This window comes from Kribbella sp. WER1 (genome assembly GCF_054189145.1).
In genome coordinates this window covers 8,374,265-8,400,153 of the sequence record NZ_CM135186.1, presented here as the reverse complement: position 1 = coordinate 8,400,153, position 25,889 = coordinate 8,374,265, and the positions used below count along the sequence as shown (strand labels likewise).

At 69.4% G+C, this 25,889-nt stretch carries 21 protein-coding genes; 10 read left to right on the top strand and 11 right to left on the bottom strand.

Annotated elements, in window-relative coordinates; all coding sequences use genetic code 11:
• Positions 1-87 precede the first annotated feature (87 nt).
• Entirely contained in the window at positions 88-501 is a 414-nt protein-coding gene (locus ACXJJ3_RS40810; RefSeq protein ID WP_458167415.1) for a MarR family winged helix-turn-helix transcriptional regulator, read from the bottom strand.
• 124 nt (positions 502-625) lie between these two features.
• Here ACXJJ3_RS40810 and ACXJJ3_RS40805 point away from each other — a divergent pair, with 124 nt between their 5' ends.
• The 9 genes from ACXJJ3_RS40805 to ACXJJ3_RS40765 all read left to right on the top strand — a co-directional run bounded on the left by ACXJJ3_RS40805 (position 626) and on the right by ACXJJ3_RS40765 (position 10,619).
• Positions 626-1,540 carry a hypothetical protein gene (locus tag ACXJJ3_RS40805; RefSeq protein WP_458167412.1) on the top strand — a complete coding sequence of 305 codons (915 nt, stop codon included), beginning with the start codon at positions 626-628 and terminating at the stop codon, positions 1,538-1,540.
• Between the two features lie 96 nt (positions 1,541-1,636).
• Entirely contained in the window at positions 1,637-2,884 is a 1,248-nt protein-coding gene (locus ACXJJ3_RS40800) for a PucR family transcriptional regulator (protein ID WP_458167411.1), read from the top strand.
• 39 nt (positions 2,885-2,923) lie between these two features.
• On the top strand, positions 2,924-5,218 hold the full coding sequence (locus ACXJJ3_RS40795; RefSeq protein ID WP_458167410.1) for an FdhF/YdeP family oxidoreductase: 2,295 nt from the start codon (positions 2,924-2,926) through the stop codon (positions 5,216-5,218).
• A gap of 143 nt (positions 5,219-5,361) precedes the next feature.
• Positions 5,362-5,844, top strand: a complete 483-nt coding sequence (locus ACXJJ3_RS40790) for a FluC/FEX family fluoride channel (protein ID WP_458167409.1) — start codon at positions 5,362-5,364, stop codon at positions 5,842-5,844.
• Positions 5,841-6,212, top strand: a complete 372-nt coding sequence (gene crcB / locus ACXJJ3_RS40785; RefSeq protein ID WP_458167408.1) for a fluoride efflux transporter CrcB — start codon at positions 5,841-5,843, stop codon at positions 6,210-6,212. Before ACXJJ3_RS40790 ends, crcB begins: the two co-directional genes overlap by 4 nt.
• 18 nt (positions 6,213-6,230) lie before the next feature.
• Positions 6,231-7,574, top strand: a complete 1,344-nt coding sequence (locus ACXJJ3_RS40780) for an ADP-ribosylglycohydrolase family protein (protein ID WP_458167407.1) — start codon at positions 6,231-6,233, stop codon at positions 7,572-7,574.
• Positions 7,574-8,779, top strand: coding sequence for an MFS transporter (locus ACXJJ3_RS40775; RefSeq protein WP_458167406.1), 1,206 nt, complete (start codon positions 7,574-7,576; stop codon positions 8,777-8,779). Before ACXJJ3_RS40780 ends, ACXJJ3_RS40775 begins: the two co-directional genes overlap by 1 nt.
• A 25-nt stretch (positions 8,780-8,804) precedes the next feature.
• Positions 8,805-9,794: an RNA polymerase sigma factor gene (locus tag ACXJJ3_RS40770; RefSeq protein ID WP_458167405.1), complete on the top strand. Its 990-nt coding sequence runs from the start codon at positions 8,805-8,807 to the stop codon at positions 9,792-9,794.
• Positions 9,795-9,851: 57 nt separating this feature from the next.
• Complete coding sequence (locus ACXJJ3_RS40765) at positions 9,852-10,619, top strand: NPP1 family protein (protein ID WP_458167404.1); 768 nt, start codon at positions 9,852-9,854, stop codon at positions 10,617-10,619.
• A 32-nt stretch (positions 10,620-10,651) separates the two neighbouring features.
• Here ACXJJ3_RS40765 and ACXJJ3_RS40760 read toward each other — a convergent pair whose 3' ends face one another.
• The 4 genes from ACXJJ3_RS40760 to ACXJJ3_RS40745 form a co-directional block, all read right to left on the bottom strand.
• Entirely contained in the window at positions 10,652-11,248 is a 597-nt protein-coding gene (locus tag ACXJJ3_RS40760; RefSeq protein WP_458167403.1) for a TetR/AcrR family transcriptional regulator, read from the bottom strand.
• Positions 11,245-12,171 (bottom strand): GTP-binding protein LepA, encoded by a 927-nt coding sequence (locus ACXJJ3_RS40755; protein WP_458167402.1) that lies wholly within the window; start codon positions 12,169-12,171, stop codon positions 11,245-11,247. The genes ACXJJ3_RS40760 and ACXJJ3_RS40755 overlap by 4 nt, the downstream gene beginning before the upstream one ends.
• Positions 12,172-12,323: 152 nt before the next feature.
• The gene (locus ACXJJ3_RS40750) at positions 12,324-14,780 is read right to left on the bottom strand and encodes a X2-like carbohydrate binding domain-containing protein (RefSeq protein ID WP_458167400.1); all 2,457 of its coding nucleotides are present in this window, start codon (positions 14,778-14,780) and stop codon (positions 12,324-12,326) included.
• Between the two features lie 20 nt (positions 14,781-14,800).
• A complete protein-coding gene (locus tag ACXJJ3_RS40745; RefSeq protein WP_458167399.1) occupies positions 14,801-16,399 on the bottom strand; it encodes a carboxylesterase/lipase family protein in 1,599 nt (532 codons plus the stop codon).
• 116 nt (positions 16,400-16,515) lie between these two features.
• On the opposite strand from ACXJJ3_RS40745, the gene ACXJJ3_RS40740 reads away from it, so the two are divergent.
• Positions 16,516-17,295 (top strand): class I SAM-dependent methyltransferase, encoded by a 780-nt coding sequence (locus ACXJJ3_RS40740; protein ID WP_458167398.1) that lies wholly within the window; start codon positions 16,516-16,518, stop codon positions 17,293-17,295.
• Here the strand turns inward: ACXJJ3_RS40740 and ACXJJ3_RS40735 are convergent.
• From ACXJJ3_RS40735 to ACXJJ3_RS40710, 6 genes are all read right to left on the bottom strand, one after another.
• Positions 17,285-18,616 (bottom strand): glucose-6-phosphate dehydrogenase, encoded by a 1,332-nt coding sequence (locus tag ACXJJ3_RS40735; RefSeq protein WP_458167396.1) that lies wholly within the window; start codon positions 18,614-18,616, stop codon positions 17,285-17,287. The genes ACXJJ3_RS40740 and ACXJJ3_RS40735 overlap by 11 nt on opposite strands.
• Before the next feature lie 38 nt (positions 18,617-18,654).
• Positions 18,655-19,926: a hypothetical protein gene (locus ACXJJ3_RS40730; protein WP_458167395.1), complete on the bottom strand. Its 1,272-nt coding sequence runs from the start codon at positions 19,924-19,926 to the stop codon at positions 18,655-18,657.
• A gap of 26 nt (positions 19,927-19,952) precedes the next feature.
• On the bottom strand, positions 19,953-21,980 hold the full coding sequence (locus tag ACXJJ3_RS40725) for a HelD family protein (RefSeq protein WP_458167394.1): 2,028 nt from the start codon (positions 21,978-21,980) through the stop codon (positions 19,953-19,955).
• 122 nt (positions 21,981-22,102) lie between these two features.
• Positions 22,103-22,483, bottom strand: coding sequence for an immunity protein YezG family protein (locus ACXJJ3_RS40720; protein WP_458167393.1), 381 nt, complete (start codon positions 22,481-22,483; stop codon positions 22,103-22,105).
• On the bottom strand, positions 22,480-23,136 hold the full coding sequence (locus ACXJJ3_RS40715; protein ID WP_458167392.1) for a DNA/RNA non-specific endonuclease: 657 nt from the start codon (positions 23,134-23,136) through the stop codon (positions 22,480-22,482). The genes ACXJJ3_RS40720 and ACXJJ3_RS40715 overlap by 4 nt, the downstream gene beginning before the upstream one ends.
• A 47-nt stretch (positions 23,137-23,183) precedes the next feature.
• Entirely contained in the window at positions 23,184-25,829 is a 2,646-nt protein-coding gene (locus ACXJJ3_RS40710) for a phosphoesterase (RefSeq protein ID WP_458167390.1), read from the bottom strand.
• Positions 25,830-25,889: the final 60 nt, after the last annotated feature.

The following is a 25,889-nucleotide window of genomic DNA, read 5'->3' as shown; positions in this document are numbered from 1 at the left end:
ATCGGTACGACTCTCGTACCAATTCGACGGTAGCGGAAGCATCCGGCCGAACGCCAGGGATCCGGGCACATCAGTCCGAAACTCGTACTATTGGGCGGCGATCACCACGGTCAGCAGGTCGCCGAGGGTGTCACGTTCCGCGGGGGTCAGGACCTGGAGCATCCTGCGGACCTCGGTGCGCAGCCGGCGTTCGAACTGCTCGGCGACCTCGGCGCCGTGCTCGGTCGGCGTCACCACGAAGTTCCGCCGGTCGGTGGTGTCCGGCACCCGGGTCACCAGGCCGGCGGTCTCCATCCGCGCAACCACGCCGGTCATCGTCGACTTGGTCAGCCGCAGCTCCGCGCCGAGGCCGAGCATGTTCGTCGGCTGCCGGTGCAGGACGAACAGCAGCCGCGCCTGCTGCATGGTCAGCCCGAGGTCCGAACTGATCCGCTCGTACTGCTCCGTAACCGCCGTCGACACCCTGATCAGGGCCGGCCCGGCCGCCAGTGCTTTCGCCACCGTGAGCCCCCTCCAGAAACTCGTCGAAGGTGCCCAACGATAGCGGCAACTTTCCGGGCCGGTCCGGATTCCAATGCGGTACGACGGAGGCGGGGGTGCCTCCGCGTCAGGGGAGGAACACGAGATGATTCGCAAGACCGTAGGACTCGCATCCGCCGCCGTCCTCGCGCTGGGGATCGGGACGGCCGCCACCGCGCAGGCCCAGCAGGCCACCACGGCGGCCTGTGCGCTGAGGCTCGGATCGGTGACGTCGACCGGGGCGTTCGCCAGCCGGATGATCAACGCCACCGCGCCGATCACGATCGGCGGCGTCCGCGGCACCGCCGGCGTGTTCACACCCGGCCAGGTGCAGCACATCAGTACCTTCACCGGTACGCCGCTGACCGGCGGCAAGGAGGCCCGCTCCGGTCTCACCGTCCAGGCCGGGGCGCTGTACACGAACTCGTTCGTCGTCGACAGCGAGAGCCAGGTCGACCCGCACTATCCGAAGAACAACCTGCGCGTCGGCGGCGGCTGGGGGAACTACCGCTGGATCGAGCAGTCCGTGCTGCAGCCGTCCAACGCCGGGGACCCGGCGCGGGTGCTGCTGTACGGCCAGCGCACCGACGGCGTCATGCAGCGCTGGGTGTCCGACGGTGGCAGCTGGCGGATCACCTCAGGCGTCGGCGGCCTGAGCACGGTCAAGGGCATCGCGCTGATCGGCCGGACCGCGACGTCCGAGACGTTCCTGGCCAACACCCGGTCCGGGGCGCTGGTCACGGTCACCTGGCCGACGAAGTACCTCGCGGCGCCGACCAGCAAGGTTGTCCGCGGCTCCACCTGGCAGGGCTTCGAGCAGCTGATCGCGACCAAGTGCGGCGCGAACGGCACGCTGTTGCTCGGCATCGACCGCGACACCAAGTCCGGGTACCTGTACGCCGTCGGTCACGCCAACGGCGGCAGCACCGTGATCAGGAGCCTGGGCAAGGTCCCGCTGACCTTCTCGGACCCGCAGTACTTCCGGATCGCCCCGAAGTACGACGTCCTCAACGGCGGATAGCCCTGTCGGCACAGTAGGCGCCGCTCTCCGGGCATGACGTCCGGAGGGCGGCGTCGTTGGTGTTGCGGCAGGAATGTGAGGCCGGAGAGGACACCGATGAGTAGTACAGGACTTGCCACGCTCGCCCGCTGGGCGCAGGAACACCTTCCCGACCTGGTCGGCGACGCGTGTCACGCGATCGTCGAGCGGATCCCGTTCTACCGGGAGGCGAAGGTGGTCGCCGGCGCCGAGCTGCACCGCTCGGTCGAGCTGAACATGGGCTCGATCATCGGCGTCCTCCAGCAGCCGGACGCCTCGCTCGACCAGTCCCCGGCGAAGGCGACCGGGCGCCGCCGCGCCGAGCAGTCGGTGCCGCTGCCCGAGGTCCTGCAGGCGTTCCGGATCGGCTTCACCGTGCTCTGGGAGGGCCTGGTCGCGTACGTCCGGCGGACCTGGGAGCCCGACGAGGCCGACGCCCTGCTGACCGCGGCCAGCATCCTCTGGCGGTTGAGCGACGAGCAGTCGCTGGCGGTCACCGAGGAGTACCGGGCCACCACCGCCGCGTTGCTGCTCGCCCGGCAGCAGCAGCGGTCCGCGCTGGTCGAAGCGTTGCTGAGCGGTCACCCCGGACCGCAGGGTGGCCCGTGGGAGGCGGCGTCACTGCTCGGGTTCGCGCCGAACAGCCGGATGATCGTGGTCGCCGCCGAGACCCGCGGCCTGGCCGAGGAGAGCCTGCCCGGGATCGAGAAGGAACTCGCCGGGCACGGCGTGGTCTCCGGCTGGCGGCTGACGCCCGCGTTGCAGCTCGGGCTGATCTCGCTGCCCGCGGACTCCGGCCTGTCGATCCTCTCGATGCTGCAGGACACGGCGACGGCGCGGACCGGGGTGAGCCCGCCGTACGACTCGCTGTCCGAGACGCCGCGGGCGCTGCGGCTGGCCCGGACCGCGCTGGTCACGGTGCCTGCCGGGCGGACCGAGGTGCAGGTGTTCGACGCCAGCCCGCTGGCCGGGATGATGGCGATGGACCCGCGCGAGGGCCGGCGGATCGCGGAACAGGTGTTCGGCCCGGTGCTCGCGCTGCCGCCGGACGATCGCGCCGTACTGCTCGACACGCTGAACGCGCACCTCGACCACGGCGGCTCCGCGGAGCTCGCCGGGGAGTCGCTGCGCTGCCACCCGAACACCATCCGGTACCGCCTGCGCCGCCTGCAGGAGCTGACCGGGCGGTCGCTCAACGATCCGCGGCAGGCGTCCGAGCTGGCGGCCGCGGCGTACGCCGTCCGGCTGTTGCCGCTGACGACACCCGCTGTCGGGACCGACAACGTCTACGCCACAGCGGACGCAGAGGTGCAGACTCGTTCCTAGACCCAACGCAGACCCTCGACGCAGCGGGAACGGGAGACCATGAGCGACCAAGGCGGAGACGGACCGACGACCGACGCTGAGTGGTCACAGAAGGACTACCACCACCCGTCCGCTGGCTGGGGCGCGGCGATGTCGGTGGCCAAGGTGCTCGGCCGCGAGCACGCGATCGCGTCCGGCCCGCGCGCGATGCTCCGGATGAATCACGAGAACGGCGGCTTCGACTGCCCCGGCTGCGCCTGGCCGGACGCGATCGACGGCCTGAAGCTCGACCTCTGCGAGAACGGCGTCAAGCACGTCGTCTGGGAGATGACCCCGAAGCGCGCCGGCCGCGAGTTCTTCGCCGCGCACACCGTCACCGAACTCGAGAGCTGGACCGACTTCGCGCTCGAGGACGTCGGCCGCCTGACCGAGCCGATGGTGTACGACGCCGCGACGGACCACTACGTACCGACCAGCTGGCAGGCCGCGTTCGACCTGATCGGGACGCAGCTCCAGGCGCTCGACTCCCCCGACCAGGCGGCGTTCTACACCTCCGGCCGGCTCAGCAACGAGGCCACGTTCCTGTACCAGCTGTTCGCCCGCGAGTACGGCACGAACAACCTGCCGGACTGCTCGAACATGTGCCACGAAGCCTCCGGCCGCGCGCTGCAGGCCGCCCTCGGGACCGGCAAAGGTACGGCGGACCTGAAGGACTGGGAGACCGCCGAGGCGATCTTCGTCCTCGGGGTGAACGCCGCCTCGAACGCGCCGCGGATGCTGACCGCGCTGTCCGACGCGTACCGGCGCGGCGCGCAGATCGTGCACGTCAACCCGCTCGTCGAGGCCGCGGCCGGGCGGACGATCGTGCCGCACGAGTTCGTCGACATGGCGCTGAACAGGTCCACCCCGACCAGCACGCTGAACCTGCAGGTCCGGGTCGGCGGCGACCTCGCGCTGCTCCGCGGGATCGCGAAGGCCGTGCTCGAGGAGGCCGAGACCGATCGGAAGGCGCTCGACGAGGTGTTCCTGGAGCGGTACACCGACGGCTTCGCGGCGTACCGGAAGATCTGTGAGGAGACCGACTGGGCGGAGCTGGTCGAGCAGTCCGGGCTGACCGAGGCGGACATCCGGCGGGCCGCGACGGTCTACTCGCGGTCCCGGCGGACGTTGATCAGCTGGTGCCTCGGCGTCACCCAGCACGAGCACGGCGTCGACACGGTCCGCGAGATCGTCAACCTGCTGCTGCTCCGCGGCAACCTCGGCCGCGAAGGCGCCGGCCCGTCGCCGGTCCGCGGTCACAGCAACGTGCAGGGCAACCGGACCTGCGGGATCGACCACCGGCCGAGTACGACGTTCCTCGACCGGCTCGCCGCCGCCTGCGAGATCGACCCGCCGCGGCACCACGGGCTCGACACGGTGAAGACGATCGCGGCGATGCGGGACGGGTCGGTGAAGGTGTTCGTCGGGATGGGCGGCAACTTCGCACTCGCCGCCCCGGACACGGCCGCGACCGCGGAGGGCCTGCGGGCGTGCGACCTGACCGTCCACGTCAGTACCAAACTGAACCGCAGCCACCTCGTGCACGGGCGCCGGGCGCTGGTCCTGCCGTGCCTCGGCCGGACCGAGCTCGACGTCCAGGCCGGCGGGCCGCAGTCGGTGACGGTCGAGGACTCGATGAGCATGGTGCACCTGTCGATCGGCCGGAAACGCCCCGCGTCACCGCTGCTGCTGTCCGAGCCCGCGATCATCGCCGGCATCGCCCAGGCCACGCTCCCCAGAACGCGAACGCCGTGGTCGTCGTACGTCGAGGACTACGACCGGATCCGCGACATCATGGCGCGGGCGCTGGACGGGTTCGAAGACTTCAACCGGCGGGTCCGGCACCCGCTCGGCTTCCGGCTCCGGCAGCCCGCCCGCGAACTGGTCTTCCTGACCGGGACCGGCCGCGCCGAGTTCTCCACCGCGGAGCTCCCGGACGTCCGGCCGCCGGACGACGTACTGATCCTGCAGACCATGCGGTCGCACGACCAGTGGAACGCCACGATCTACTCCGACAACGACCGGTACCGCGGTGTGAAGAACCTGCGGACGCTGATCCTGATGAACGCCGACGACATGCAGGCGCGGGGCCTCGCGCAGGGCGACCTCGTCGACATCACGGCGACCGCCCGCGACGGCTCGACCCGGGTGCTCCACGATTACCGGGCGCTGCGCTACGGCATGCCGCGCGGGAACGCGGCCGGGTACATGCCGGAGATGAACGTGCTGATCGCGGCGAACGACTACAGCACCCAGAGCGACCAGCCGCTGATGAAGAACGTACGCGTCCAGGTCACACCCGCTGCGGGGCGGTGAGCGGCTCCCGATATGCTGGGAGCCGATAGACCGGCGGTGGGGCTCGCCGGACCGAACTGTCGTCAGTCCGGCGGCCAACAGTCCCTACCTGTGGAACCTCTCGGCGTCGCGCCGGGAGGTCGATGCTGGTAGGAGGCCTGTCTGTGGAGCATCACCCGGGTAATCCGCTGCCGCGCGGCGCGGTCGACTCCGACGTCGACCTGCGGGTCGACGGCCGCGGGCGACGCGCACACGACCCGGTGATCCTCGGCGTGATCGCGGTCGGCGGTGCACTCGGCGCCACCGCGCGATACCTGATCGGCCTCGGCTGGCCGACTCCGCCGGGCGGGTTTCCCGTCAACACGCTGCTGATCAACATCGCCGGCTGCGGGCTGATCGGGATCCTGATGGTGCTCGTCACCGACGTCCTCACCCGGCAGCGGCTGCTCCGCCCGTTCCTCGGCACCGGCGTGCTCGGCGGCTTCACGACGTTCTCGACGTACGCCGTCGACATCGAGAAGCTCGTCACCGGCAGCCACGCCGGGGTCGCGCTGCTGTACCTGGCGACCACGATCGTCGGCGCGCTGCTCGCGGTCCGCTGCACGGTGAGCGCGACCCGGGCGCTGATCACCTGGAGGACCCGGTGACGCGGCTCCTGCTGGTGATCGCCGGCGGCCTGATCGGTGCGCCGCTGCGGTACGTCGCCGACCGCGCCGTCCAGGCCCGGCACGACTCGATGTTCCCGTGGGGCACGTTCAGCGTGAACGTCCTCGGCTCGCTGGTCCTCGGGTTCCTGGCCGGGGCGTCGAACGCGTTCCCGGCCGGCGTCCAGCTGTTCGTCGGCACTGGCTTCTGCGGTGCGTTGACGACGTACTCGACGTTCTCCTACGAGACGATCCGGCTGTTCGAGGACCGCGCCCGCTTCCTCGCCGTCGCGAACGTGACCGCGAGCATCGTCGCCGGCCTGGGGAGCGTTTTCCTGGGCGCGGCGGTCAGTCAGGCGCTCTGGTCGTGAGCATGATGAACTGGGCACGTGACAGATCTGGGACCGGGGTACTCGAGCCACTCCTTCGACGCGTTGCGGCCGGTGGACCTGCTGTGTGACGAGGTCCGGCAGCGGCGCGAGACGGGGTACGACGTCGACGCCCTGGTGCAGGAGGCGAACCGGACCGATCCGGGCGACCGCGACGCCGTGCTCGACCTGGTCGACCGGATGTCGCTCGCCGAACGGCTGCCCGGCTGGACGTACGTCGAACCGGACGCGCTCGCGGACATCGAGGACACCCTGGACGCCCGCCCGGCCGCGGCCGCCGTACCCGAGGCCGAGCTGGCGGACCGGATCCGCGCGGCGTGGCTCGGGCGGATCGCCGGGTGCAACATCGGCAAGCCGGTGGAGTCGGGCGACTACTGGACGACGGACCGGATCCGCGACTATCTGAAGCTCGCGGACGCCTATCCGCTGCGCGACTTCGTACCGGTGCTGGACCCGATGCCGGACGGCTTCCGGCTGGTCCCCTGCTGGCCGGAGACGACCCGCGGGAACGTCCACGGCTCGGCGCGCGACGACGACATCGACTACGCGATCCTGGCGCTGCATCTGCTCGAGAAGCACGGCGACGACCTGCGGACCGAGGACGTCGGCGTCGCCTGGACGCGGCTGTTCCCGATCGAGCAGGTCTACACGGCCGAGCGGGCGGCGTACGTGAACCTGGTCAACGGGTTCACCGTCCCCGAGGTCGCGCGCCGGCGGAACCCGTACCGCGAGTGGATCGGCGCACAGATCCGCGGCGACGTCTTCGGATATGTGCACGCCGGCGACCCGTGGTCCGCGGCGCAGCTCTCGTACCGCGACGCGGCGCTGTCGCACGTCGGGAACGGGATCTACGGCGAGATGTGGGCGGCGGCGCTGGTCGCGGCCGCGTTCACCGCGTCGTCCCCGCGCGAGGTGGTGGAGCGCGCGAACGCCGTCGTACCGCCGGAGTCGCGGCTGGCCGAGGCGCTGCGGGACGTGCTCGCGCTGCATGACGCGAAGGTCACCTGGGAGGACGCGCTCGGCCGCCTCCAGGAGCGGTACGGGCACTACTCGTGGGTGCACACGATCAACAACGCGGCGATCGTCGCGGCCGCGCTGCTGTGGTCGGAGGACGACTGGATGACCGGCGTCGGGCGGGTCGTGATGAGCGGCTGGGACACCGACTCGAACGGCGCCACCGTCGGATCGGTGCTCGGCGTACTCGCCGGCACCCGCGGTCTCCCCGAGCACGTGATCGCGCCGCTGGAGGACCGGACCCGGTCCGCGCTCTTCGGCTTCGACAACGCCCGGATCTCGGACCTCGCCGATCGCACCGTACGCCTCGCCGTGCAGCGGCGACGGTGATGCTCGACCGGTCGGAGTCAGCACTCGGCATCGTCCTCCGCTCGCGGTTCTACCGCTCTGCCTTCCTGTCGCTGCTGATCGCCGGCATCGGGGTGTCATCGGCGACGCCGCAGCTGACGCTGTTCCTGGTCCGCGAGTTGCACACGCCGCTGCCGGTCGCCGGGCTGTACTACGTGACGAACCTGGCCGCACCGCTCGCCGGATTCATGGTCGGACGCTGGTCGGACCGAAGCCAGGACCGGCTGCTGTGGTTCCGGGTCTGCGCGCTGATCGGCGCGGCCGGGTGGCTCGCGATGGCCGCATCCACGAAGGTGTGGATGCCGTTCGTGATCAGTGCGCTCGCGTTGAGCGTCGCCGGCGGCTCGATGGCGCAGCTGTTCGCGGCCTGCCGGGACGAGCTCAGCCGGCACCCGACCCGGGCCGAGAACCGGGTGATCGCGACGATCCGGATGGCGTTCACCACCGGCTGGATCCTCGGGCCGGTGTTCGGCAGCTGGTTCGGCGGCGTGTTCGGCCTCCGGCCGTTGCTGGTGGCAACGGCTGTCTGTGTGTTCGCCCAGGTGCTCCCGCTCGGCCGGCAACGCGTCGAGCGGTACGCCGACCCGCACGGGGATGCCGCCACCGAACGGCGCCGGATCGACCACATGCTGCCGCTGCTGACCTTCACCGCGGTCTGCGTACTCGCGATGACCGGCGACACGATCAAGTTCGGGTACCTGCCGATCTACATGGCCGACCAGCTGCACGTCTCCGACACCGTCCGCGGCGCGGTCATCGGCATCCAGCCGCTGCTCGAACTCCTGCTGCTCCCGGTCGTCGCCCGGCTCGCCGACCGGTACGGCGCGATGCGCACGATGACGGCCGGCGCCGTACTGGGCCTGGCCGGCAACATCACGTACGCGCTCAGTACGTCGGTCGGCGGGCTGTTCCTCGGGCAGACGCTGACCGCCGGCCTGTGGGCCTGCGTCGGCGCACTCGGCGTCACGATCGCCCAGCACCTCTACCCCGAAGGCGTCGGCACCGCGTCCGGCATCTTCCTCAGCGCAATCCCCCTCGGCTCCGCAATCGGCGGCACCATCGGCGGCATCGGCGTCGCCGCCATCGGCCTCCCACACGTCTTCTTCATCCCCGCCTGCCTGACCGCCATCTCGATCGTCGCCTTCAGCATCCTCAGCAGACGCGAACGGCACGAGCCGACACACTAGGCGGGGTGCCGGACACGTACGGGCCATGAGCAACCACTCACCGCCGGGGCACGAGGCGCGGTTCGTCGCGCTGTTCGAGGCGACGTACGACGACCTGGTCCGGTTCGCGCATCGGCGCGTGCCGGAACCGCAGGCCGAGGACATCGTCGCCGAGGCGTTCCTGGTGGCGTGGCGGCGGCCGGACGAGCTCCCGCCGAAGGCCGCGGACGCGCGCGCGTGGTTGTTCGGGATCGCGCGCAACGTCATCCTCAACACCCATCGTGGAGCACGCCGCCAGCTGGCGGTCGCCGTCCGGCTCGCCGAGACGGTCCCGTCGGCGCTCGACGACGACGCCGAGCTGGTGGCCCGGCAGGTGGATCTCGCCCGGGCGTGGGGGCGACTGACCGACGTACACCAAGAGACGCTCGCGCTGTCGGTCCTCGACGACCTCACCGCACCGCAGGCCGCCGCCGTCCTCCTGCCGTCCTCCCTCGGCGGTGATCAGGCCTTCGCCACCTGGACCGCGACCCCGAGCGGCCTCACCGGCAAGGCGCGCCTGGACGCCTCCAAGGCCTGCCGCAACAACTCCGACGACACCTACAAGAAGCAACTCGCCACCGCGAGAACCGCGATCGCCGAACGCCGCGGTGCCTGGACCCTCGTCGTCCTCGCCGACAATCAAGGCTTCGGCGCGCTCTGCATCACCGACCGGTCGCGCCACCTGTTCCGCGACCAGTTCGGCGCCATCGGCACGACCTCCGCCCTCCCGACCCCGCGAGCACTCACCCCGATCACGCTCGGCACCGGCTCCAGCAACGGCAACGACCTCTCGGTCATCACCGGCCTCGCCGGCAAGGACGTCGCCGCGGTCAGCTACGCCAGTACGTCGCACGGCAAGGTCGCCGCCAACGTCGACGCGGGCCAGTTCGCCCTCTGGTTCCCCGGCGACGAACTCGTGAACGCCAACCGAACCGGCGTACCCGTGCAGGTGACCTACACCGACGGCACATCCGCAACGCTGACGCTCGAGCTCTGACCGCCCTAAGATCTGGATGCACGTTCCTTACCGCCCTGAAATAAGTGAGGAGCATCCATGCCCCGACGAACGCTAGGCGTCGTCCTCGGCACCGCCGCCCTGATGATCACCTCCGCCGCGATGGCGTACGCCGAGCCACCGCACAACCTCCCGCAGAACGCCGACGGCTACGAGCAGTCGTTCTCGCCGGCGTACGACTACGACACCGACGGCTGCTACGCCACCCCCGCGATCGGCCCCGACGGCACGCTGAACCCGGGCCTGAACCCGACCGGCGCGCTGAACGGCAACTGCCGCGACCAGTCCGACCTCGACAACTCGCAGACGTACTCCCGCGAGAAGTGCAACAACGGCTGGTGCGCGATCGTGTACGCGAGCTACTTCGAGAAGGACCAGGCACTGCCCGGCAGCAGCCTCGGCGGCCACCGGCACGACTGGGAGCACGTGATCTCCTGGGTCAACCAGGCCACCAACCAGGTCGAGTACGTGACCACCACGCAGCACTCCAGCCAGGTCACGTACGCCCGCTCGCAGGTCCGGTTCGACGGCACGCACCCGAAGGTCGTCTACCACAAGGACGGCGCCAGCACGCACTTCTTCCGGCTCGCCAACAGCAACGACGAACCGCCGGAGAACCACTACCACACCTGGCGCTACCCACCGCTCGTCGGCTGGAACGGCTACCCCAGTACGGCGTTGCGCGACACGTTGACGACCGCCGACTTCGGGTCCGCGACGATCAAGATCACCGACAAGGACGACCGGTTCCGCAACCTGCTGAACGCGTCCAAGCCGTCCGGGATCCCCTTCGACCCCTCGGCCTGATCCACCGGCCTGACGAACACCGGCGTGCGCGTTCAGCCCTGGACGCGCGCGCCGCAGGTCAGCGACTGCGCGATCAGGTCGATCATCGCCGCATGCCGCTTGGTCGCGGTCTCCACCTGACCGAGCGCGACCGTGTCCAGGAACACCCGGCTCACCACCAGCTCCGCGGCCGCCTGCACCCAGGCCCGGTCGGCGACCACGTCGTCGGCACCGGCCAGTACGTCGGCCACCGTCGCGGTCGCCTCCGCGAACATCTCGCTCGCCCGGGACGCGATCTCCGGCCGCCCCTGCGCCTCCCGGAACACGATGATCCGGGCGGCGCGGTCGTTCTCCAGCTCGGCGGCCATCGTCGCCACGATCGCCCGCAGCCGCCGGCGCACGGTTCGCCCGCGCGCCGCGGACCGCAGTACCTCACTGGGCGCCGGCCGCTCCTGCACCACCGCGAGCAGCAGGTCGAGCTTGGTCGCGAAGTGGTAGAACACCAGTCCGGACGGTACTCCGGCCTCGGTCGCGATCCGGGCTGTCGAGGTCGCGTCGTACCCGTGCTCCGCGAACAGCCGCTCGGCAGTCTCGATGATGATCTGCCGTTTGGTGGATCGGGAGCTGTGGTGGTGCGCCGGCGCGGTCATGACGGTTGCGGTGCCGGCCAGACATCGCCTTTCCGTTCGGCAGCGAGCACCGCTGACCGCTTCAGGGACTTGAAGACGTAGTCCGGCACCTTCAGCCCGTGGCGGTGCGCCCACAGCAGTTCGTGTTCGGCGCGCCCGACCTGCTGGGCGTACTTGCGCAGCTCCGCCTCGCCGCCGTCGGTCATCTTCAGCTTGTCCATCACGTCCCCGAACTGGGTGACCTGGCGCTTGTTGTACGCGCCCACCACCTCGAACGTACGCTTCCGGAGGCTGCGCGTCAGCCATTTCTGCCATCCCGACAGCTGGTCCCAGAGCTGCTGGGCGGCCATCTGGTAGTACGCGAAGTGGCCGGGCTCCTGGCGGCGGATCGGCGCGACCACCGTGGCGGCGATGGCCCGCTCGCCGAGCTCGACCAGCCCGGCGTGGAACTTGTTGTAGGCAAGCACCGCGGACCGCTCGGTGGCGAGCCCGGTCAGGTAGTACAGCATCCGGCTGATGTCCTGCACCCCCGGCACCTTGCCCAGCGCGCCGAGAAACTTGAGGCTGAACGACACCTCGTCGAGGTTCGGCTCGTGCGGCTCGACACCGAGCAGGTCCTGCAGCTTGTCGAGGATCTGCCCGTGCCGGGTCTCCTGCGGCATCCACACGTCGGCGTAGAAGTGCTTGTCCACCTCGGGCGGGTCCGGGAGCAGGATGTTGAGTTCGAGCACGTTCCGCTCGACCTCGAGCTCGACCCGGGTCATGTAGGCCAGCACCGGCCCGAACTGCTCGGCCAGCAGCTTCGAGTCGTTCATCGTGTAGTCGACCCCACCGAGCGGGATCGGCGGATGCTCCTCGCCGAGCCGGTCGACATGGTCGGCCAGCCGCGAGTCCTCCCGCCGTCGGCCGCGGCGGCGCGGGATGGTCAGATCACTCAAAGACATAGGCGGCACCTCGCTCGGTCGTCAGGGATGCGCGCTCGATCCCCCCGGCAAGGTTAACAAGTAACTGACTGATCAGTCAGTCAGAGCAGTGTGAATCAGGGAACAGTCAGGGTCCCACCCCTCGCTTCGCTCGGGGTGGGTTGCGGGGGGAGCTACTTGGCGATGGTGTAGCGGATGGTGTCGTTGCGTAGCACGTCGCCGTCGGCCTTCACGATCTTGAGCGTGTGTTGGCCGTTCTTCAGGCCGACGGCGGAGAACACCGACCGGTTCGTGAGCCGTACGTCGTTGTGCAGGTTGACCCGCTGAACGAGCTTGCCGTCCACGAAGACATCGGCGTTGCCCTGGTCGGGAGCGAGCGCCGTACTCCACTCGACCCCCGTCCCGGTGAAGGTCAGGCTCACGGATGCCCCGTTGTCCTTCGTGGCGTGGACGTCGTCGCGGTAGTCGCCGCGGAAGCGTACGTCGAGCGCGGCGTTTCCGACCGGCAACGTCGCGAGGTACGCCTTGCTGATCGTGACGGCGTTCCCGTTGACCGTGTAGTCGGTGCCCTTCACCAGATCCTTGCCGCCGTACGCGATGCCGTCCAGCTCACCAGGATCCCGCCCGAGCGTCACGTTCACATCGGCGGGCGCGTTCTTGTCGAACGCCGCCGTGTCCGGGTTGAGCAGGCTCTCCTGCCGGATGTTCAGCTTGTCCAGCAACATGAACTGCCCCGACTTCTTCACACCCCTGATCGTGTGACTCCCGTTCGGCAGATCCGAGACGCTGTACACGACCTGCTGCGGCTTGTTGTGCCCCTGCACCGGATCCAGGTAGGTGCTGACGGTCTGCTTGAGCTCACCGTCGATGTAGATGTCGACATCGCCCTGCCCCGGATCCGTCTCGGTCACATAGTCCACGCCCGTACCGACGAACTGGTACGAGAACGAGTCCCCGTTCGTCTCCGTCCACTGCACGTCGTCCTGGTAGTCGCCGAGCCCGCGCCCGGAGCTGTAGTTCCAGTTGCCCGTGTACACGATGCCGGAGTCGTTGTTGTTGACCTGCACGGTGCGCGTCGGCAGGTCGAGCGCCTTCGCCGCTGTCCTGGAATCGGTCACGCCGACCGTCAACGCCTGCGACACGGCCGGTACTTCGTAGTTCCCGTTCCGCTGCCACGCGCCGTCGTACGCGACCCGCAGGTCGTCGTCGTTCACGCTGATCGTCGAGTTCTTCTGCGGCGTGACCTTGAAGAGCCGCGCGCCGTGGATCGGCACGGCCTTCGCGGTGTAGCTCGACGCGTACGTGCCGACGTCCTTCCGGTCCCACAGGTCCCGCACCTTCGCGGCGCCGTTCAGCCCGAGGTCGGCGAAGTTGACGGTCATGTCGGCGTCGGTCTGGCCGAGGTTGAACAGGGCAACGGTGTACGAGCTGTCCGCATTCAGCGCGAACCACACCTGCCGGTTGGACTTGGTCGACACCGGATGGGCGGGTCGCGCGGCCTGGTCGACCGCGATCACCTCGGGGTTGGTCAGCAGGCTGAGGCCGTACGAGTCCAGGTTCGTCATGTCGTTGCCGATGTACATCGGCGCCGCGGACACCGCCCACAAGGTCGCCGCCGTACGCCGTTCGTCCTTGGTCAGGCCGTCCATCGAGCCGTTGCCGACGTCGAGCGAGTCCAGGTCGTTCCAGCCCCCGGGGCCCGCGTGCCGCCACCAGTCGGCGAGCTTCGGGAACAACCGGTTGATGTTCGGCCAGGCGGTCAGCGCCGTACCCGTGCAGTAGCACTCGACGTCCCAGTCGATCCGCCAGCCGTTCGCGTACTGCTTCCAGGTGTCGGCATAGTTGATGTCGAGCGCCCAGGACAGTTCGAGCCAGATGTTGTGCCGCTTCAGCGCCTGCGACCACGCTTTCACGTCGTCGCGCGCGTCCACCGACAGGTCGCTGATCCCCGACCCCGGCGTCACGCTGTCGAACTTCAGGAAGTCCAGGCCCCAGGACCCGAACAGGTCGGCGATCGAGTCGACGTACTTCTGCGCGCACGGCTTGGAGAAGTCGAGGCGGTACCCGATCCCCCAGTAGTCCGCCTTCTGCAGCGGCTGCACCGGGAGGTCCGCGGTGGTGCATTCAGGCGCGCCGTAGATCGGCAGCTTGGCGTCGATGACGGCCTTGCTGACGCCCGGGATCGCGTACAGGCCGACCTTCTGGCCGTTGCCGTGGATATGGTCGATGACCGCCTGCAGGCCGTTCGGGAAGAGCTTCTTGCTCGGCGTCGGCCGGCCGTACGCGTCGATTCCGTCGTTCCAGCCGGCGTCGATGTTGATGTAGTTGTACCCGTACGGCTGCAGCTTGACGTGCATCGCGTCGGACTGCTTGATCAGCTGGTCCGCGGTGATCCAGCTGCCGCCGTTCGGGTTGAAGACCTGCATGCTGTAGCTGCTCCAGCCCATGTAGGGCTTGGCCGCCTTGTCCCCCGCTGGGCCGGAGAGCTGCTGGCTGGTGGTGGTCGTGGTGGTCGTGGTGGACAGCGCGGGGGCTGCTGCCGAGGTGGTCAAACCTGCAGGCAGCAGCCCTGCGACAGCGAGCCCGGCGACCGCGACTCCTAACACCTTGCCCCGAACGGATCTGGTCATGGCGGTGATCTTCTGGCTACTTACTTAACCTTGTCAAGATTCTGTGCGAAACTGGCGCAGTGATGCCGCTCGGCGAAGTCGGTCGAGACCGTCGGAGCCGGGAGCTGGAAGGACTTCGTGGTGTGGTTGCGTCCGTACGCCGGCCACGGGCTGCCGGTGGCTGCGAACTTCACCCAGTCCGCGCGCATCGTGTCGGCCAGCGTGGTCTGCTGTGCGTTGAGCGGCTGCGGGAACGGGGCGTTCGGGAGGTCGAAGAGGTACCACATCTCGGAGCCGTGGGTTGCTACCTGGATCGTCCCGGCGGGCGCGAAGAGGAAGGGTGCGGTGTCGTCGTTGAACTCGTAGGCGCGGGCGTTGGTCCAGGTGTCGACCTTGGCCGCGGTACAGGCGAAGGTGGCGTCGCCGATCAGCGTGCCGAAGGCCTTGTCAGGTGACGAGTAGGCGGACAGCGGGTAGTCGGCGGCGATGGCCTTGGCTTGGGGCGGGGTGATGCGCAGGGCAGTGGCGATGTTGGATTCGTAGTTCTGCGGTGTGACCGGGGTGGTGTACGGGAGGTTGTACCCGCGGCTGACCACGTGACCGCCGAGGGTGAAGAGGGCTTCCTCGTCGTGGTTGCTGCCGTTAAGGATCGGGACGTGGTTGAAGCGGCCGGCGGCCAGGGCGGTGCCGATGGATTCCTTCAGGACCGCGCCGTCGACGGCGCCCGGGATGAGGTTGCCGAGGTTGTCGACGAGAGTCTGGACCGGGACCTTGCGGAGGCACGCGGCGGACTGGTCCGCGCAGCCGACCTTGGTGGCGAACTGCTTGCCGAAGGCCTCTGCTTGGGCGTGCGATTCCTGTTCGAGGGCGAAGGTGCCGCTCTCCACGATCGCCTTCTGGAACAGGCCTTTCGAGCTTTGCGAAGTCACGTGCGCGAGGACGGAGAGACCGCCGGCGGATTCGCCGGCGATGGTCACGTTGTGCGGGTCGCCGCCGAAGCGGGCGATGTTGTGCTGGACCCAGCGAAGCGCTGCTTGCTGGTCCATCAGGCCGTAGTTTCCGGTCGCTCCGCCGGGGTGCGAGGCGAACGCCGGGTGGGCGAGGAATCCGAGGGCGCCGAGCCGGTAGTTGATCGTGACGACAACCGCGCCGGCCTTCGCGAGCTTCGTACCGTCGTAGTTGGAGCCGCTGTCCTGGGTCAGCCCACCTCCGTGGATCCAGACGATCACCGGGCGCTTGGTGGTGTGGTGCAGGGCGGCTGTCGACACGTTCAGGTACAAGCAGTCCTCGCTCAGCGCGCCGGGCGGCGCGATCCCTGGCGCCTGCGGACAGCCCGGCGCGTACGTCGTCGCGTCGCGGACACCCCGCCAACTCGCGGCCGCCCGCGGAGCACGCCACCGAAGGTCGCCGGTCGGCGCCGCGGCATACGGAATCCCCCTGAATGCGGCCGTCCCGTCAACACTCACCCCCCGAACAGCTCCATTGCCCGTAGCCACAACCGGCAAGCCGGCGTCCGTCACGTTGGCAGACGCCGCCTCGGCCGACGCTGGTAGCGCGGCGGTCGCGGTGGGAAGGGTGAGGGTTGCGGCGGCTAGGGATGTGGTGGCGAGGATGAGGCGTAGGCGTCGGGTGGTTCTCATCTGGTGTACCTCGTGCTGGAGAGTGATGGTTGGTGGTCTCACTCTCCGGTGGACGACGCAGTCCTCGCGCCAGGGTAAGTCCCTGGTGTGGGTGCCTGGGGCTAGGCTGTTCGGCTGTGAGCGACAGCATTGATCCCGTGGCGTACAACCGTGCTGCCTGGGACCGCGAGGTGGAGAACAGCAACGAATGGACCAAGCCGGCCGGGCCGGACGTGATCGCGCAGGCGCGAGCCGGCGAGTGGTCCGTCGTTCTGATCGGGTACGAGCCCGTGCCGCGCGACTGGTTCCCGGCCGAGCTGGCCGGTGCCGACGTACTGTGTCTGGCTTCGGGTGGTGGGCAGCAGGGGCCGGTGCTCGCCGCGGCAGGTGCGTCCGCGACGGTGCTGGACAACTCGCCGAAGCAGCTGGACCGTGACCGCGAGGTCGCCGACCGCGAGGGGCTCACCATCCGGACCGAGCTCGGCGACATGCGCGACCTGAGCGTCTTCCCCGACGCGAGCTTCGACGTCGTCTTCAACCCGGTCTCCAACGTCTTCTGCCCCGAGCTGGCACCGGTCTGGCGGGAGTCGTTCCGCGTACTACGCCCGCAAGGAATCCTGATGGCCGGCTTCATGAACCCCGACATCTTCATCTTCGATGTCCCGGCGTTGGAGGAGCGCGAGGAGCTCGTCGTGCGCCACCGGCTCCCGTTCAGCAGCCTGGATCTCCCCGACGCCGAACGGGAACGCTCGTACGGCACCGGCCCGATCGAGTACAGCCACTCGCTCACCGAGCAACTCGGCGGCCAACTCGCGGCGGGCTTCACCATGACCCACTTCGTCGAGGCCCCGCATCACGCGGATGCGACCGCCCGGTACATGTCCGGCTACTTCGCCACCCGGGCCGTCAAGCCGTAGGCCAGTCGGCCGGCCCGTTCGAGCCCGCGGCGTACTCCCCCAACGGGACCTCGCCGGTACGCCACGTGTCCAGGACCGGCTCGACGATCTCCCAGCAGCGTTCGGCCACGTCGCCGCGAACGGACAGCAGCGGGTCGCCGCGAAGGATGCCGTTCAGGACCTCGCCGTACGGGAGGACCGGGGACGTCGGCAGCGTCGCGTCGAGGAAGACCTGGCCCATCGTGTACGGACCGTCGACACCGAGCGCGGGCACCGACAGCGACAGCTCCCCCGGGTTCAGGCCGATCCGCAGGGTCTCGCCGTCGCGGCCGCCGTGCAGCCCGGACGGCAGGTGCCGCAGCGGCTTGAACTTGACCACGATCTCCTTGCGCGCGACCCCGAGCGCCTTCCCGGACCGCAATGTGATCGGCACGCCCGCCCAGCGGTTCGTGTCGACCTCGACGGTCAGTTCGGCGAGCGTCTCGGTCTCCCGCGACGGATCCACGCCCGCTTCCTCGGCGTACCCGGCGTACCGCGCCCGGCGGCTCGCCTCCAGCGGTGACCCGTACAGGTGGGTACTACGCAGCGCCCGCGCCATCTCGCTACGGACCTCGACCGCGTCCATCGTCGCCGGTGCGTCCATCGCGAGCAGCGCGAGCACCAGCAGCAGGTGGCTCTGGATCATGTCGACGAGCGCGCCGGCGTTGTCGTAGTACTGCGCGCGTCCCTCGAGCCCGAGCGTCTCGTCGTACACGATCTCGATGCTCTCGATGTGCTCAGCGTTCCAGACCGGCTCGAACAGCCGGTTCGCGAACCGCAGGCCGATCAGGTTCAGGACGGCGGTCCGGCCGAGGAAGTGGTCGACTCGGTGCACGTTCTCCTCGGGGACGAGCGTGCCGACCAGCTTGTTCAGCTCGGCGGCGGACGCGGCGTCGGTCCCGAACGGCTTCTCGAACGCGAGCTCGGTCCCCGCGGGCAGCTCGATCCCCTGCAGCGTCTCGACGATCGAGGTGGTGACGGCCGGCGGCAGCGAGAAGTACAGCACCGGCGCCTCGCCGGCCAGCGCGAGCAGCGCCCGCAGGTGCGCGGGATCCGTCGGGTCACCGGCGACGTACTGCGTGGTCGCGAGCGTCTCGGCCGCCGCGGCGCTCAGCTCGGAGCCGAACGCGGACCGCATCCGGCCGGTCCACTCGTCCGCGTCCAGCGACGACCGGCCGGTCCCGATGATCCGCACACTGGAGGCGCGCGGTCCGGCCAGCAGGCTGCCCAGTCCGGGGAGCAGCAGCCGGGAGCTCAGGTCACCGCTGGCGCCGAAGATGACGACGGTTCGTTGATTCAACACGGTGGAATCCAACCATGTTTACGGCAACCGCATTCCCGCTATCCCACCGGAGCGTGGTCGAGCGCGGGGTACGGCGTGTCCGCGAGCCCGAGGTTGCGCCAGACGAAACGCGGCACCCGCCCGAGGAACCCGCGCAGGAACGCCGAGCAGTGCGCGATCGCCGGCTGGCTGTGCTCCCTCGGCGAGAACCAGACCCAGTCCTGCTCGATCCGGAACGGCGCGCCCTGCGCCGCCATCAGGTACTCCATCTGCCGCGGATGGATCACGTCGTACGCGTACTTCCGGTCCTGCGCGAAGATCGCGAACTGCTTGTTGAACGCCTCGCTCTCGAACTCGATCCCCCGGCTGAGCCCCTTCCGCCCGACCGTCAGCGGCGGCATCCGCACCGGCAACTGGAACCCGAGGACCGGCTCCGAGTGGTGCTCGGTGACCGTCCGGGTCTGCGTGTTGCCGTTGCTGTCGGTGTACGACTCGGTGCGGGTCGTCGTCCAATGGTGCTCGAACGCGACGAACGGCGGCCCGTCGCCGTCCCGGCCGCGTACGACGTCCTCGGTGCGATGGTTGGACCCTCCGCCCTTGACCGGTGCGAACTGCAGCAGGCTGTCGTCGACGCCGATCCACGTCCACTCCGGGTGGTGGTAGAACGTCAGCCGCTGCGGCGGCTCCGGCTGGATCCGGTGGTCCAGCGGGGTGCTGTCGATCGCGGTCGCGATCGCGCCGAGCTGCTCCAGCCAGGCCGCGAGCCGGTCCAGGTCCTTGCGCGGCGGATCGAGGACGACGACCTGGTCGCCGTCGATGCTGAGGTTCACACCGGTCTGTCCCGAGGCGAGGGCCGTCAGCTGCTGGCACAGCTGCGCCGACATCACTTCCTGCGCGTACGCCGGATCCATGGCGCCGATCTGCCAACCGGGCCCGAGCTGCGCCGGGGCGGGCGCCGCCTGCGCGAGGACGCCGTACCGCGGGGTGGTCTCGCCGCCGGTGATCCACAGCTCCGGCAGCCGCCGCGACAGCGTCACCATGCCGACCCAGCCCGACCAGTACGGCGACTTGTACTCGATCACCTGGAACTGCCGCCCGGCCGCGGTCGTCCCGGTGATCTGGTCGTCCGGCTTCCGGTCGAAGCCGATCCCGAACGGCGGATTGCTCAGCCGCGCGACCGACTCCCAGGTCGGGGTGTTCACGAAGGTCCAGCCGCGCTGCCGGATCGAGCTGATGTACTGCTGCCGGCGGACCAGCGCGACGATCCCCCAGATCACCCCGGCCACGACAAGTACGATCGCGACGATCCCGAGGACGACCAAGATGCTCATTCCTGGACGATAGCGAAGCCAGAGGATCAGGCGAGGACTTCCGGCAGCGGGTCGGCGTGCACGATCTGCAACCGGCTGACGGCCCTGGTGAGGACGACGTACAGCCGGTGCAGGCCGCGCGGCTCGGCGGCGACGATGTGTGCCGGCTCGGCCACCACGACCGCGTCGAACTCCAGGCCCTTCGCGAGCGTCGCCGGTACGCAGACCAGCCGGACCGTGTCGATCTCGTCCTCGGTCTCGCCGAGCAGCGCGGCCTCCAGCCCGGCCGCGGTGAGCGCGTCCCGCAGTACGGCGACCTGGTCGTCCGCGGCGATCAGCGCCACCGAACCTTCCCCGGCCAGTGCGGCGCGGCACTCGGCGACCACCTGCTCGACGTACGACGAGGCCTCGGCCGGTACGATGCTCAACGCGTTCGCGACCGTGCGCACGCCGGTCGGGGTGCTCAGCGTCGGCGCGATCGCGGGCAGCAGCTTCGCGGCGAAGTTGATGATCTGCTCCGGCACCCGGAACCCGCGGTCCAGCTCCTCGACAATGCCGTCGTCCTTGCCGAGATGGCCGAGCACCCGGTCCCACGGCCCCGCGGCCCATGGCGTCGTCGCCTGCGCGAGGTCGCCGAGCACGGTCGCGGATCCGGTCCGGCACCGACGTCCGAGCGCCCGGAGCTGCATCGCCGACAGGTCCTGCGCCTCGTCCAGCACCAGATGCCCGAGCGAACCGGTGCGCCGTTCGATCAGGTCCTCCAGCTCGTCGAGCAGGACCGTGTCCGCGAACGACCACTTGGTGGACTTCCACGAGCGGGCGGGCTTCGCCCAGAGCAGCGCGGCGCGTTCCTCGTCGGTGAGGTCCGGCGCGGCCGCGGCCAGGAACTCCGGGTCCGCGAACAGCCGGTGCAGGATCTGCTCCGGGACGACCCGCGGCCAGACGGCGTCCAGCACTTCCTTGACCGGCTTCGAGCGGGCCACCGCGTTCTGGACGCGGTCGTCCGGGGACTCGGCGCGCTCCTCCATCCGGACCAGGACGACGTGCGCGATCCGCTGCGCGAGCGCGTTCCGGCCGGGCGCGTACCGGGTCGACCCGCGCAGGTCGGACACGATGTCCACGACCTCGTAGTCGTGCACGCGGTACCGCCGGGATCCCTTGCTGTACAGGACTCCCTCGGTCGGCGTACCGACGTACGACCAGAGCGCGCGACGCAGGACGTCGGTCATCCGCGCGTCGCCCTTGAGCGCCTCGGCGCCCGGCTCGTCGGTCGCGGCGGCGGGCCGGGTGAGCAGCTCGTCGATGGTGATCTGCCGTACGTCGACCTCGCCCAGCGCGGGCAGGACCTTGCGGATGTACGACAGGAACGACTTGTTCGGGCCGACGATCACGACGCCGCCGCGGCCGAGGCGCTCGCGCTCGGTGTAGAGCAGGTACGCGACGCGGTGCAGGCCGACCGCGGTCTTCCCGGTGCCGGGCGCGCCCTGCACGCAGACGCTCGGGTGCAGCGGCGCCCGGACCAGGTCGTCCTGCTCGGGCTGGATGGTGGCGACGATGTCGCGCATCGGGCCGGTGCGCGGGCGCTCGATCTCGGCGCGCAGGAACGCGTCCGCCTGGTCGACCTCGACCGCGGCGGTCAGCGACTCGTCCTCGAAACCGGTGAGGTCCGCGTGGTCGGAGAATCCGTACCGGCGGCGCATCACCACCTGCTGCCGGTCGGTCGGCGTCGCGCGGTAGAACGGGACCGACACCGGCGCACGCCAGTCGATCACCAGCGGTACGCCGGTGCCGTCGTGGACGTGCCGGCGGCCGATGTAGATCTGGTCGTGCCCTTCGATCGTGCCGTGCTCGTAGTCGAGCCGGCCGAAGAACAGCGGTACGTCGGGCAGGTCCAGGAGCGCGTGCGTCCGCATCTCCTTGGCCCGCTGGTTGGCCTCGTTGGTGAAGCGCTCGTCGTTGTCCTCGCCGCCGATGACCTGGACGTCACGGTCCACGACCTCGGCGTACATCGAGCGCAGTGCGGTACGGGCGGCGGACAGGTAGGCGCGTTCGGTCGCTAACTCGGGTTCGACCATGGTGAAAGGAGCCTCGAATCGTGAGCTGGGTCCCGCCCCGGAGCAGATCCATCCGGTTCGATTCGATCCCGAAAAGACAGGTCGGCGACGTTACCAGCGCACGCCCGGCGCGCGCGAACTAATTAACGCATCCAGCTCGGGACGTACTGCGGGGCCCGCGGAAAGGCGGCGAGGTCGTCCCGGTAGATGCGTTCGTCGACCGCGAGCGACCAGCTCGGCCGGTGGTCGTAGTCGAAGTCGGTCGAGAAGTGCCCGTCGGACGTGATCGTCAGCTGAGCCGTCAGCCACGTCCCCTTGTCCGGCCGGTACATCTCCCGGCGCAGCTCCTCGAACTGGTCCTCGAGCCCCTCCGGCAGCACCTCGACCTGCGACCCGTCCACGTCCGCGTCCAGCTCGGCGTACGACGACGTCGCCCGGTAGACCGCGGTCACCGAACGCCACCCGGCGGGCAGCTCCGCGACCAGCGCGCGGGCGATCGTGTCGATCACCCCGATCTCACTCATCCGGCTCCCTTGGCAGCAGGTTTGGTCTCCCTGAAGATACTCCGGGGCGACCGCTTCCCGTCGTGTCGGGACACGACGGTCCGGCTGGACGGCCGGCGCGTCGTACCGTTCGGATGCTGGACGTCGATCGCGGCGTGCACCTGGACGCCGGCGGCGCGCATCGCCTGCCAGCTCTCCTCCATCCGGCGCCAGTTGTCGCTGACGCCCTTCACCGCCTGGTTCTGGTTCCGCGACTGCGCGGTGATGTTGATCGACTCGCCCGGCCCGTCGAACGACGTACCGAACAGGTGCCCGCCGTCGTCGCTCTTCTGCCGGTCGGGTTTGCCGGCGTCGCGCTGCGCGTCCAGGTTGCGGCGGTCCTCGTTGTCCTTCGACGGCAGCCAGCCGAGCCAGCCCTCCGCGTGCGTCACCCGGCCGTGCCCGTCGGTGACGTACAGGTAGCGGTCGTCGACGACGTACACCGACGACGGTTCGGGGTCCATCAGTTCCGGGTTCCAGTCGTCGCCGTGGCCGGACTTCTCCTGGTGGACCGGCAGGCCGGCGTACTTGTCCGGCACCACCGGCGGCTCGTCCGGGCCGTAACCGACGACGCGGACGTCGGCCGGATCGGCGGGTTGCTCGATCCGGGCCGACGCCCGCGTGCGCTGTGGCATGCAGAGTTTCTACAGGCCGGTTCTTAACTGCTGGTTACCAGTGAGTGTCAGCCGTCGTTCTCGTTGCTCGGGATCACCGCGCCGGGAACGTTCTGCGGCGCGAAGATCTGGTTCTCGCCCGGGTACGGCGAGGACCAGTTGTGCGCCTGGTACCAGTCGAAGTGGTTCATCAGCACCGGGCTGGCCGTGTCCGGCTTGGCGCCGGTCGTCGCGCTGAAGAGCTGCTGCGACTTCCAGGTGTCCCACTGGGCCGCGACCGCCTGCTGGTCCGCCGGGACCGTTGCCGACGGCACCGGAGCGGCGGCCGGGTTCTGCGTCGCGGGAACGTCCGCGCCACAGGACGGCAGGTCCTTCAGGCCCGCGGTCAGCGAGGTGCGGTTCGGCACCGCGGTGAACGGGGTGAAGTCCGGCTTGGCCGTGAACGCGCCGAACATCGGGGTGGCCGCGGTGTCCTTCTGGTTCATCGGCTTCATCCCGAGGATCTGCTCGATCGTCCGGACCATCGTGATCTGCGTGTAGTAGTTGCTGTCCACCGACGCGTGCTTGGCGTACGGGCTGATGATCTGGATCGGCGCCCGGTGACCGTCGACGTGGTCGAGGCCGGCCTGCGAGTCGTCCTCGGCGATGAAGATGGCCGAGTCCTTCCAGTACTTGCTGTGGCTGATCTCGTCCACGATCCGGCCGACCGCGAGGTCGTTGTCCGCGACGCCGGCCGGGCCGCTGTTCGGACCGCCGGTGTGGTCGTTGGACAGCCAGAACATGTTCAGGTTCGCCGGGCCGTTCTTCTCGAAGTCCTTCTTCCAGATCTCGGCCTTGTAGATGTCCGGGACGTTCAGGTCGAACTGCGGGAAGCCCTGGACGGCGATGTCGTTCAGCGACGGGATCGCCGAGCCGACCTTGATCGGGTACTGCGTCGCGGCACCGGTCTGGCGCATCGTCTTGGTGTCGCAGTACAGGTTCTGCCAGGTCGCGCCGGTCGGCTTCTGCTCGATCGACAGGAACTCGCCGTAGTCCTTGGCGGTCTTGCCGGCCGCCTGGACACCGGTCCAGAGGAAGCCGCTCTTCTGGTGGCCGAGGGCGTCGTTCTCGGTGTCGTAGCTGCGCAGGTACTCACCGGCCGAGGACTCGGTGTACTCCGGGTTGTCGGCCTGCATCATCCAGTTGTGGCCCTCGGCGGAGTTCGTGCCGACGTCGTACGTGTTGTCGTACAGGCCGAACTGCTTGGCCAGGGCGTGCTGGTTCGGCGTCACGTTCTCGCCGTACTGCGTGAGCGCCGGGTTGCCGTTGCCCTGCGGGATATCGCCGTACACCTGGTCGTAGGTGCGGTTCTCCTTGACGATCAGGAACACGTGCTTGATCGTCGACGGGTCGCCGACCTTCGCCGGCACCGGCACCGGGTTGCGGTGACCGTTGTCGGTGGCAACCTGTGCCGAGCCGTTCGTCCAGCCGTTCTGGTCGAAGACGGTCTTGGTGTACTTCTTGATCGCCTGGTCGTCCGGCAGCTGGAACTTGGTCAGGCTCGACGTGGTGTCGTGCGTGGCGTGACCGGCGGCCGTGGTGTCGCGGCGGGCGTCGATGCCGCGGGTGTTCGAGACCACGATGTCCTTGCCGACCTGCGCGAGTTCGGCCGGGAAGTAGTCGGTCGGCAGCAGACCCACGTAGCTGACCGGCTCCAGCGCGTTCCGGAACTTGTAGACCGCGACGGCGTTCGCGCGACCGAGCGAGACCAGCAGGTGGCCGTCGTCGGTGAGCGTGATGCCGTCCGGCTCGTACCCGACCGAGGCCTCGGGCCAGGGCTGGGTGGCGATGGTCTGGACGACCTTGCCGCGCTTGGAGTCGATCACCGACACCGAGTTCGTGGCGGTGTTGGCGACGAACACGACGCCGTTCTTGGCGTAGATCGCGGTCGGGTGCAGTCCGACGTCGATGCTGGCCGGCGCGGCCGCCGGGTTCGCCAGGTCGATGACGCTGACGGTACCGGTGGTGGTCGCCGCGTTCCGGTTCGCGACCACGTCGGTGCCGTACGAGTTCACGGTGGTGTCGCCGGCCTTCGCCGGGCGGCCGCCCTCGTTGCTCACGTACAGCTTGCTGCCGACCATCACCATGTCACGCGGCGCGTTGCCGGTCGCCCAGCTCTGCTTGATGGTGCCGGTCGCGGTGTCGATCGCGACCACGCGGTTCTGCCCGTTCACCGCGGAGTACACGGTGGAGCTGTCCGCGGAGAACACGGCCTCGGCCGCGAGCGAGTGCTTCGCGCCGTCGGCCGGGATCGACACGAACGTCGGGTTCGCCAGCGTTCCGTCCGAATTCACGGTGAACTTCCGGTAGCCGTCGGTCTGCCCCAGCCAGACCTGCTTACCGTCCGGCGAGTACGTCGGGCCTTCCTGGCCGATGTCGTTGCCGGGGATCTTCAGGTCCGCGGCGGCGTTGTTGCCGACGTACTGCTGGACCTTCCAGTTCTTCAGGTCGACGATGGCCAGCGCCATCCCGCCGTCGGTCACCGAAGCGGCCAGGTGACTGCCGTCCGGGCTCACCGAGGACGACATGATCTTGCCCTTCTGGAGGACGAGACGGTCGCCGATCGGCTTGATGTACTGGTCGGACGAGACGACCTGACCCTTGTCGGTGACCTGCCCGACCTGGTCGTGACCGAAGCCGGTCGTCGAGGCTACCGCGGTACCACCGAGCGTCACCGCGACGGCCGTGGCACCCGCCGTGACCAGTGGTACTCTGCGCCGGAGGGGACCTGACGA